The sequence below is a fragment of the Rhodoferax sp. genome (genome assembly GCF_013297935.1).
GTDB lineage: Bacteria > Pseudomonadota > Gammaproteobacteria > Burkholderiales > Burkholderiaceae_C > Allorhodoferax.
The window spans coordinates 35708-45751 of record NZ_JAAFIX010000016.1 but is presented as its reverse complement, the minus strand read 5'-3'; the positions used below and the strand labels follow the sequence as shown (position 1 = coordinate 45751).

Annotated in this window: 9 protein-coding genes and 1 pseudogene; 4 read left to right on the top strand and 6 right to left on the bottom strand. The window is 60.7% G+C overall.

The genetic code is table 11. The features are described from left to right. Nucleotides 1-635 (top strand): annotated as a pseudogene (locus tag QZW03_RS16360) (SAM-dependent methyltransferase); the annotation flags it as partial. Here the strand turns inward: QZW03_RS16360 and QZW03_RS16355 are convergent. Together QZW03_RS16355 and QZW03_RS16350 are read right to left on the bottom strand one after the other, a co-directional pair. Further along, nucleotides 632-1270, bottom strand: a complete 639-nt coding sequence (locus QZW03_RS16355) for a 2-dehydro-3-deoxy-6-phosphogalactonate aldolase (protein ID WP_296511098.1) — start codon at nt 1268-1270, stop codon at nt 632-634. The pseudogene QZW03_RS16360 and the gene QZW03_RS16355 overlap by 4 nt on opposite strands. Next, nucleotides 1270-2169 carry a 2-dehydro-3-deoxygalactonokinase gene (locus QZW03_RS16350; RefSeq protein ID WP_296511097.1) on the bottom strand — a complete coding sequence of 300 codons (900 nt, stop codon included), beginning with the start codon at nt 2167-2169 and terminating at the stop codon, nt 1270-1272. Before QZW03_RS16350 ends, QZW03_RS16355 begins: the two co-directional genes overlap by 1 nt. A gap of 66 nt (nt 2170-2235) precedes the next feature. Here QZW03_RS16350 and QZW03_RS16345 point away from each other — a divergent pair, with 66 nt between their 5' ends. From QZW03_RS16345 to QZW03_RS16335, 3 genes are all read left to right on the top strand, one after another. Next, complete coding sequence (locus QZW03_RS16345) at nt 2236-2994, top strand: FadR/GntR family transcriptional regulator (RefSeq protein ID WP_296511096.1); 759 nt, start codon at nt 2236-2238, stop codon at nt 2992-2994. Nucleotides 2995-3067: 73 nt separating this feature from the next. Further along, nucleotides 3068-3847 (top strand): SDR family oxidoreductase, encoded by a 780-nt coding sequence (locus QZW03_RS16340; protein ID WP_296511095.1) that lies wholly within the window; start codon nt 3068-3070, stop codon nt 3845-3847. After that, a complete protein-coding gene (locus tag QZW03_RS16335; protein ID WP_296511093.1) occupies nt 3838-4725 on the top strand; it encodes an SMP-30/gluconolactonase/LRE family protein in 888 nt (295 codons plus the stop codon). Before QZW03_RS16340 ends, QZW03_RS16335 begins: the two co-directional genes overlap by 10 nt. A gap of 10 nt (nt 4726-4735) precedes the next feature. Here the strand turns inward: QZW03_RS16335 and QZW03_RS16330 are convergent, their stop codons facing one another. The 4 genes from QZW03_RS16330 to QZW03_RS16315 all read right to left on the bottom strand — a co-directional run bounded on the left by QZW03_RS16330 (nt 4736) and on the right by QZW03_RS16315 (nt 10029). Then, the gene (locus QZW03_RS16330; protein WP_296511092.1) at nt 4736-6091 is read right to left on the bottom strand and encodes an MATE family efflux transporter; all 1356 of its coding nucleotides are present in this window, start codon (nt 6089-6091) and stop codon (nt 4736-4738) included. A gap of 36 nt (nt 6092-6127) precedes the next feature. After that, a complete protein-coding gene (locus tag QZW03_RS16325) occupies nt 6128-7783 on the bottom strand; it encodes an alpha-glucosidase family protein (RefSeq protein WP_296511090.1) in 1656 nt (551 codons plus the stop codon). Nucleotides 7784-7855: 72 nt separating this feature from the next. Further along, entirely contained in the window at nt 7856-9028 is a 1173-nt protein-coding gene (locus tag QZW03_RS16320) for a carbohydrate ABC transporter permease (protein WP_296511089.1), read from the bottom strand. Further along, complete coding sequence (locus tag QZW03_RS16315; RefSeq protein ID WP_296511088.1) at nt 9025-10029, bottom strand: sugar ABC transporter permease; 1005 nt, start codon at nt 10027-10029, stop codon at nt 9025-9027. Before QZW03_RS16315 ends, QZW03_RS16320 begins: the two co-directional genes overlap by 4 nt. Nucleotides 10030-10044 lie beyond the last annotated feature (15 nt).

Here is a 10044-nt window from a genome sequence, read left to right as displayed (position 1 = left end):
CAACATGGTCAGCGTGTGGCCTATGTGAGCGATGCTGGCACCCCGGGGTGAGCGACCCGGGCGCACGCTTGGTGGCGCAGGTGCGCGCAGTCGGGCTTCGTGTCATTCCCCTGCCGGGTGCCAGCAGCGTGGTGACGGCCCTGTCGGTGGCCGGCGTGGTGGCAGGCGGAAGCGGGCATGGGGGTTTCGAGTTCCGTGGCTTTCTATCGTCCAAAGCGGTGGAACGCGCGGCCCAGATTCATGAGCTGGCATCACACCCCGATGCCGTCGTGCTCCTGGAAGCACCGCACCGCCTGGAAGCCTTGGCCAAAGCGCTCGCAGCCCTGGGCCCGCGCCTCGTGACGGTGGGCCGGGAACTGAGCAAGCAATTTGAAGAGATTGCCACCGTGGAAGCCCAGCAGCTCAGCAATTGGCTCGCTGCGGATGCCAACCGCCTGCGGGGTGAATTTGCGCTGGTGCTCCACCCCGCCCCGGCCAGTGCGGTCGCTCAGGACGACAGGGTTCTGCTGCTGTTGCTGGAGCAGCTGCCGTTGAAGTCAGCCGTCAAGCTGGCGGCAGACATTACCGGCGAGTCCCGCAACGCTCTCTATGACCGGGCCCTGCAACTCAAGCAGGGCACGCCGGTAGACGATTAGGCCCGGCTTTGCTGCCAGGCTTGCACATAGCTGTGCGCCCGCTCAGCGACTTGGGAGGCACTCACCCCCGGCGCAAACAACTGGCTACCAATGCCGAAGCCGCTGGCACCGGCCTTTACCCAAGGGCCAATGCTCTCCGGAGTGATGCCGCCTACCGGCCACAAGTCGGTGCCTGCGGGCACCACCGACTTGAGCGCCTTGAGTCCCCCATGCCCGAGTGACTCTGCTGGAAAAAGTTTCAAGGCATGTGCTCCCGCGTGCAAGGCGGCAAAGGCCTCCGTCGGAGTGGCTACACCAGGCGCTGCCAGCATGTCGAGCGCAACGGCACGGCGGATCACCGCCGGATCGCAGTTGGGGGACACCATGAGCCGGCCGCCTGCGGCGTGCACCTGCTCCACATGGGCCTCCGTCAGCATGGTGCCACCACCGACCAAAGCGTCCGCCGGCAGGCTTTGCACCAGCGCTGCAATGCACTCCACGGCACCAGGCCGGTTCAGCGGCACCTCCAGAGCACGGAAACCTGCGCCATAAAGGGCTTGCCCGACCTCTACCGCTTCTGCAGGCGTCAAGCCTCGCAGAATCGCAATCAAGGGTTGTAGACGGGCTTGCGCCAACAAAGAATTCACCGTGCTCATCAAACGCTCCAATGGGTAGAAAGGTGCCGAACGGCAGCCAGAAAGGCCTGCCGCGCATCCAGAATGTCAAAGCGGCAGTCCAGTCGCTGGGCTGCCTTTTGGTAGAGCTCCGCCAACTGCGGAGACCCGATCAATTGAAAGGTGGGCACTTCGCCGGCTTCATCGCCCAGGACATCCTTCAGTTCAGCGCCGATCAGGAGGCCGCTCAAATACGACGCGCTGGACTGGGGTGCCATGTCCTTGCTCACCACCCGCGCACGGGTACCGAACAAGAGATGACTTAGTGCATGTTGACCTGCAGCATCGACCCCGGCTGCAAAGGCGGCGTCATCCCACACGGTCTGCCCGCCTGCCGCTGCAGCCAGTGTGCCCTGCTTACGCAGCAGGTCGTACAGCTCGCCGGTCATGTAGGTGCGCAGCTTGCGCACCACTCCGTCCTGCAGCAGCACCCATTTGCTATGGGTGCCGGGCAATACAAACCAACCCGACACATGCCCCAGTGCCCACGCTCCGAGCAACTGGGTCTCCTCACCCCGCATGACATCGGGAACGCCACTGGCATTGCGAATGCAGTAACCGGGAATCAGTAGTACTGGCGCACCCCCTGGAGCATCGGGCACGCGAAACGCATGGCGCCCCAGCTCCGGCAAGGGCACGCTTGAGTCGACATAGGGCACCTCGTGCCAGCCCAGTGCACTGCCTACCATGCCGGAGGCGATGACCAGCGATGGGGTAGCTTGCACACCTGCCAGAGCACCAGTCAGCGCCTCGGGGAAGCGGCCTTTGCACGCCAGCGCGCCATCATCGTCACTGGATTCATGAAGACACTCGCCCAAGGCTTGGAGTGCATAGGTGCGGCGGTGGGTGGTTCCCCAGTCCACACCGACAATAGAGGACATTGAGCTCACAGACATAGTTGGGTTCAGGATGATGGGTTTGCCCCGATTTAAACATATGATCATTAAATGCCCGCTCGCATGATGCCCCACGACGTCAAAACCTCAGCCACTCCGGCCTCTCACGCCCGCTACAGCGGGCGCAAACTGCATGGTCAAGTGGTTGATGAGCTAGGCCGGCGCGTAGCGGGGGGCATCTACCCGGCCGGGCAGGTGCTCCCGAACGAAGAGCTTCTGTGCCAGGAGCTCGCCGTGAGCCGGACTGCGTTGCGAGAGGCCGTCAAGGTACTCGCCGCCAAGGGCTTGCTGGAAGCGCGCCCCCGTATCGGCACCCGGGTCCGCAGCAAAGATCAATGGAACCTGCTGGACCCGGACATTCTGGCGTGGCGCTGCGCCACCGGCGTCGATGCAGAGTTTTTGCGGCATCTGACCGAGCTGCGGGAAATCATCGAGCCTTCAGCGGCAGCGCTGGCGGCCACCAGTCGAAGCGACGCGCAGCTTGAGGCCATTGCCCAAGCACTGAGAGCCATGGAGTCTTCGCAGAGCATTGCAGAGTGGGTCGAGGCCGACCTCGCATTCCACACGGCAGTGCTGCAGGCGACCAACAATCCGCTGCTGATGCCGCTGGCGGCCATCATCGGCAGCGCGCTCGAGGCCTTGTTAGGGGTGACCGCGCGCACCTCGGACAACTTCAAGCAGGCGCTACCGGACCACCAAAAAGTGTTCGACGCCATCCGGTTACAGGAGCCACAGAACGCCCTGCATCGTATGGCAGGCATGCTCTCGGATACCCGCAGCCTGATCCGCGCAACCCTCCAAGGGGCCTAGAAAGCCGATTTTTCCGCTTTATTTGTATGATGATTAACCCTAGAATCGGGGTCTATCTTTCCATTGGAGACCTATGAAGCCGGACACCCTCTCCCACTTCGCGCAGTACCCGAGCTTGCAAGGGCGCAGCGTTTTCGTCACTGGAGGCAGCTCAGGCATTGGCGGCGACATCGTGATCGCGTTTGCCCGTCAGGGCGCCAAAGTGGCGTTTACCGGCCGCAATGCAGATGCCGCGCAACAAGTCATTGACGCGGCCCGACAGCTCGGCCCCGAGCCTTTGTTTCTGCAGAGCGATGCTGCCGACGTGAGCGCCCTGCAGGCCGCTATTGCCACCGCCGCCCAGCGCTTTGGAGACATCACGGTGTTGGTCAACAACGTGGCCAATGACCAGCGGCATGAGCTCGCAGATGTGACCGCCGACGATTTCGACTGGCGGGTCTCGGTCAATCTCCGGCCTCATTTTTTTGCGGCGCAGGCTGTCGCAGAGGGCATGAAGCGCTCCGGTGGCGGCGCGATTGTGAATCTCGGATCGACCAGCTGGAAAATCAAAGGCAAAGGCTATCCCGTCTACGCCACCTGCAAATCCGCTACCGTGGGCCTGACCCGCAGCCTGGCGCGCGAACTGGGAGAATTCAACATCCGGGTGAACACCCTGACGCCCGGCTGGATCATGACGGACAAGCAGCTGACCATGTGGGTAGACGAAGCCGGCGAAAAAGCCATGAAAGACAACCATTGCCTCCCAGGCCGCATTCTCGGTGCGGACGTGGCCAATATGGCGCTGTTCCTGTCTGCCGCGGACAGTGGCATGGTAACGGCCCAAGACTTTGTGGTGGACGCAGGATGGACCTGAATCACACGCCCCCGAAGGCCGTATGGCCCGCCGAGTTGTCCTTAGGTGAAGGCCCGCTATGGGACGACCGTAGCCAGCGTTTTTTTTGTGTCGATATCCACGGCTGCGCCGTGCATGCGTGGACGCCCGCGAGCGACCAGCGCCAAAGTTGGAAGATGCCGGAGCGCATTGGCTGGCTGATTCCCCGCAAGGATGGGGCCGGCTTCATGGCCGGTTTCCAAAGCGGCATCGTGCACCTGACGCTGGAACCCGAGCTGCACTGGACTCCCGTGGCCCAGCCGCATCCGGGCGAGCCTACGGTCCGCCTCAATGATGCCAAGGCCGATGCCCACGGTCGGATCTGGGCGGGTTCCATGGACAACGACGACCCCGCGCGCCGCACAGGGAGACTGGCTCGGCTGGATCCGGACCTGCAGTGCGCCATTGTGGAAACCGGGATCTATATTGCCAATGGCCCGGCCATTGCGCCCGATGCCAGTTGGATGTTGCACACCGACAGTTTTCTGAACACGGTCTACCGCTACCAGATGGACCCTCGGGGCCAATTCAGCGCAAAGACCGTGTGGCGGGTTTTCACGGAAGAAGAGGGAACCCCCGATGGCATGACTATAGACAGCGAGGGCTGTATCTGGATCGCTTTTTGGGGTGGCGCTTGCATACGGCGCTTTAGTGTGGATGCAAAGTGCTTGCAAACCATTGCGATTCCGGCCAGTCAGGTCACAAGTATCAGCTTTGGTGGCCCAGACCTGCAGACCATGCTGGTAACGACTGCGCGTGTCGGGCTGGATGCGGCAGCACTGGAGAAGCACCCGCTCTCGGGCAGCTTGTTTACTTTGCGCACAGGCGTTACGGGGTTGCTGCCTCTCGCTTTTGGCTAGCGCTTAAAAATCAGCCTTTGTCGGCACGCATACGGCGGCGGCTGTCCCGCGCATTGGGTAGCCAGCCGCGCCATAGCCAACGGCTGAGCAGCAGTAAGCCACGGATCCACTCATCCAGCGCATAGGCTAGCCAGATACCGGGCAAGCCAAACAAGCGCCCCAGCCAGAATGAGCCCACCCCCAGCACAAGCACCAGCGACGCCACACTAGAAGCTGCGGGGTAGATGGCATCGCCGGTGGCACGCAAAGCGCCATTCAAAATCAAGTTAAAAACACGACCGGTTTCGAGCAACAAAGACAACCAGAGTAAGGTTTGCGCGGCCTCAATGACCGCTGCGTCTTTGGTGAAAGCCCGCATCAACCACGGTGCGCCCAGCGCCGCAATAAGCGCCAGAGAGCCCGAGGCCAGCAGTCCGTTGCGCACGGCTTTGCGTACCAGGCCATTGGCCTCCCGCAGGTCGCCGGCACCCACCAGGCGACCGACCATGATTTCACAGGCCCACCCGATCGCCATGCTGGTAAGCAGCACATATTTCAACAGTTGCAAGGTGTAGGAATGGGTGGCTAGTGCGATCACGCCCAATCGGGCTGTCGCAGCCACGGACACCATGAATGCGGCGCGGTAAGTCACCTCAACACCTGCGCCGGGCAAACCCACCCGCAACACCGGACCAAAATCTACCCATGCAAACCGCCACCAGTCGCGCCCCGACGGGGTGAGTTGCATGCGCACCCGCCAGAACCACAAGTGCAACACCAGCCCCAGTGCGCGACTGATCAGCATGGCAATGGCATAGCCCTCAAGGCCCAGCCCATCCCAGGTGCCCCAGCCGCGCATAATGACAAAGGCCAGTGCGAAATGGGTGCCATGCATGGCAATCATGATGCGCAAAGAGTCTTTGGCAAACAAGTGCGCGCGCAAGACGGCGGCCATGCTCAGGTTGTAGACATCCAGCAGTAACGCGGGTGCAAACCATTGCAGATACGGTGCAGCGAGTGATGCCACCATAGTCGGCGCATTGAGCCAATCGAGCATGAGGTCATTGCCGGCCACCACGACCAACATGATGGCAGCCCCCACCCAGGTGCTGGCCCCCAAGGCCAGCAGGGCCACACGCCGGGCCGCCACGTGCTGACCGCCGCCGAGATACTGGGTGACCATGACGCCGAGGCCGATCGCCAGCACCCGGAAGGCAACGCTCAGTGTCTCGAGAATTTGATTGACGAGCCCGAAGGCGCCTGCCGCTGCGTCGGACTCATGGGAGGCCAGCCAGAGCCCTCCCATGACCACCGTCATTCCCAGCAAAAACTCGCCGAGCAGGGGCCCGGCGATGGTGTTCAGGCGCAAGCGCTCAGGAGTACTCATCCGCAAAATGTACCTGAGCCGACCGGCCCGCGGCGGTCAGGTGGTGCCCAGGAATGCGCCGCCCCAAGCGGGTAGTTGCAAAACTCCGCCAACAATAGCAACGTCCGCCAGACCACTACCCTCAACTCGGCTCAGGTCAGCAAAGGCCGAAGGAACCGACCATTGAGCAGGCTCGGGGCTGAAGTTAAAAACACACACCATGGTGAAACCCTCGTGCCGGCGCACATAGGTCAGCACCTGCGGGTGTGCGTCCAGTACTTCGAGCGTACCGCTCACTAGGCAAGGCTGGGTTTTGCGCCAACGCAGCAAGTTGCGATAGAAGTGCAGCAGTGAGGCGGGGTCCTGAATTTGCGCTTCGGCGGTGAGGGCATGGTGGGTAGCCGCAACCGGCAGCCACGGTTTGGAGCTGGTGACGGAAGCGGACGAGAACCCCAGATCCGCCCGACCCGACAACCATGGCATAGGCGTGCGGCAACCGTCGCGCCCCTTGAACTCGGGCCACATGGTGATGCCGTAAGGGTCTTGCAAATCCTCAAAGGCAATGTCGGCCTCCGGCAGGCCCAGCTCATCTCCCTGGTAGATGCACGGAGAACCCCGCAAGGACATTTGCAATGCAGCCCCCAGACGCAACAAGTCAGGCGCGGCAACGGCTGCGGTGCTGGCCCAACGGGTGGCAACACGAACCACGTCGTGGTTCGACAGGGCCCAGCAAGGCCAACCGCCCGGAGCAACCTCTTCAAAGCGTTTCACAAACCCACGGAAGTGGGCTGCGCTGTGTGCCGTGCCCAGCAGGTCAAAGCAATACGCCATGTGCAGCTTGTCACCACCGCTGGTGTACTCTGCCACGCGGGCCAAGCCATCATCGTCGCCGATCTCGCCCACCATGGTGGTATCGGGGTAGGCATCAAGCAAAGCACGCAGTTCACGTAAAAATGCCAGGTTCTCGGGCTGGCTCTTGTCGTGCTGGTGCCATTGCCAGCCATAGGGGTTCACTGCGTTGACCGCGGGGTCCTCGCCATCCGGGCGGCCACGGGCGGGGTTGTCACGCAACTGAGCGTCGTGGAAATAGAAATTGGCCGTGTCCAAGCGGTAGCCATCCACCCCGAGATCCAACCAGAACTTGACCGTTGCCAACAGTGCTCGTTGAACTTCAGGGTTGTGAAAGTTCAAGTCCGGCTGGCTGGTCAGAAAGTTGTGCATGTAGTACTGGCAGCGACGGGTATCCCACTGCCAGGCGCTCCCGCCGAAAATCGACAGCCAGTTGTTTGGTGGATTGCCATCCGGCTTGGCATCCGCCCAGATGTACCAGTCCGCCTTGGGGTTATCGAGGCTGGAGCGGCTTTCTACAAACCACGGGTGCTGGTCCGAACTGTGCGAGAGGACCTGGTCAATCATGACCTTCAGGCCCAATGAATGAGCCCGGTCTACGAGCTGCTTGAAGTCATCGATGGTGCCGAACATCGGATCGACATCGCAGTAGTCGCTGACGTCGTAGCCGAAGTCCTTCATGGGGCTCTTGAAAAATGGCGAAAGCCAGATACCGTCGGCACCGAGCTCGGCCACATAGTCCAGCTTGGCGGTGATACCCGCCAGATCGCCGATGCCGTCGCCATTGCTGTCCGCATAGCTGCGAGGGTAGATTTGATAAATGACGCCGCCGCGCCACCAATTGTTGTTTGTTGCCTTGGCCATGATTGAAAGGTCTCTTGAATGAAAACGGCGAACCTGCTTTCGCAAATTCGCCCGTGAAGGATGTCCTCGGACTTACTTGACCGAACCGCTCAGCAAGCCCCGCACAAAGAAGCGTTGCAGTGAGAAGAACACAGCCACCGGTACGGCGATCGATACGAATGCACTGGCCGTCAAAATTTCCCAGCTTTCGCCACGGGAACCCAGCAGATCGTTGAGCTTGATGGTGAGCACCACCTGGTCGGGCGCCTTGCCGAGGAACACGAGGGCGATAAGGAAGTCATTCCAGACCCACAAGAACTGAAAGATCGCAAAACTTGCCAATGCTGGAATGGACAAGGGCAGCACGATGCTGGTAAAAATCTGGAAATGGGAGGCGCCATCCATGCGCGCACTTTCAATGATGTCCCGCGGCAGAGATGCAATGTAGTTGCGCAGCAGATAGATCGCCAAAGGCAAGCCAAACGCGGAGTGCGCCAGCCACACACCCAGATAAGACTTGGACTCGGTACCGAATTCCTCTCCGACCTGGTTGTACAGGCGCAGCAAGGGAATCAAAGACATCTGCAAGGGCACCACCAACAGGCCGACCACCACGATGAACAGAAACTTGCGCCCCGGAAACTCCATCCAGCTGAAGGCATAGGCTGCGAAGGCCGCAATCAGAATCGGGATGAACGTGGCCGGTATGGTGACCTTGAAGGTGTTCAGAAATGCCTGACCCACGCCCTCGCCGGCAATCACTTTTTCATAGTTCTGTGTCATGAACACGGGCGGCGACTCCGCCACATAAAACACCCGGACACCACGGTCTTTGTCATAAGGCTGACCCAGCTCCAGCCGGTAGCTGCCATCCGCCTTGACCGCTAGGGTGCCGTCCGGCTTGCCGTCTTCTTCATCAAAAACTTGCCCGTCTGCGACCTCGACTGTCGCGCCGACTGCGAACTCTTTGGGGTTGGAGGACTTGAGGGAGAACTGCTTGATCTGAACGCCGCCACCCTCGGGGAACAAGCGGCCGCTGATGACATAGCGATCGCCCTCCTTCACCAAACTTTGCGCGCCGGCGGTGCGGCGCATGTCGGCCCGGGTTTGGGTGGACAAGGCTGTCCACCAGCCGCTGGAGACCAGCTGCGTCTTTTCTCGGAAGCTCGATACCAAGAGGCCGAATGTCGGCAACACCCACATCAACACGATGACCAGCAACAGGCCTTGCGCCATCAATGACGGGAGAGAGAAATACTTTTTCATCGCTGTGCCTCCTCGGTACGGAAGCGGCGGATATTGAACGCCATCACGGGTACCACTGCAAACATCAAAACCATGGCCAAGGTAGAGCTCCGGCCGTAGTCGCCACCGCCGCGGAACATCCAGTCGTACATCAAGTTGCCCAGCACGCTGGTATCCCACTGGCCCCCTGTCATCGCCATCACGATGTCAAACACCTTGAGCACGGTGATGGTGATCGTGGTCCACACCACCAGGATGGTGGACATGACTTGCGGCACCATGATTTCAAAGAAGATCTGGAGTTCGCTGGCACCGTCGATGCGGGCAGCCTCTATGGTTTCGTGCGGCACACCGCGCAGGGCTGCCGACAAGATCACCATGGCGAAGCCGGTCTGAATCCAAATCAAAATCGCCATCAGGAAGAAGTTGTTCCAAAACGGAATCGTGACCCAGGCTTGGGGCTGGAAGCCCATGCCCATGACCATGGCGTTCAAGATGCCGATCTGCTCGGCATCCGGCCCACGGAAGTCGTACACAAACTTCCAGATCACACTGGCACCTACAAAACTGATAGCCATGGGCATGAACACCATGGACTTGGCAAACCCGCCCCACCAGACGCGGTCCGCGAGCACCGCAACGACAAGACCGAAGGCTGTGGCGGCGGCCGGCACGACCAGCAGCCACAAAAAGTTGTTGCGGATGGTGAGCAAGAAGTTCTGGTCAACAAACACCCAGCGGAAGTTGGCAAGCCCCACAAACTGCTCTCCGGTGGCATCGTAAAAGCTCAAGCGGAATGTTTCAAACAGCGGGTACACCAGATAGGTGCCCAGCAAGAGCAGCGCCGGTGCAATGAAAAGCCACGGTCGCACGTTGGAGCGGAAAATCTCACGCCCGTTTTTGCTGCCCACGGGCAACTGGGCGATTTTGTCCAACACGAAGTTGGAGCCGGCGAAGTACAGCAAGCAGAACGCAATACTGACCAGTACAGCGGTGATGGTCTGGATAACTTGATCAGTCATAGGATCAATGCTTTT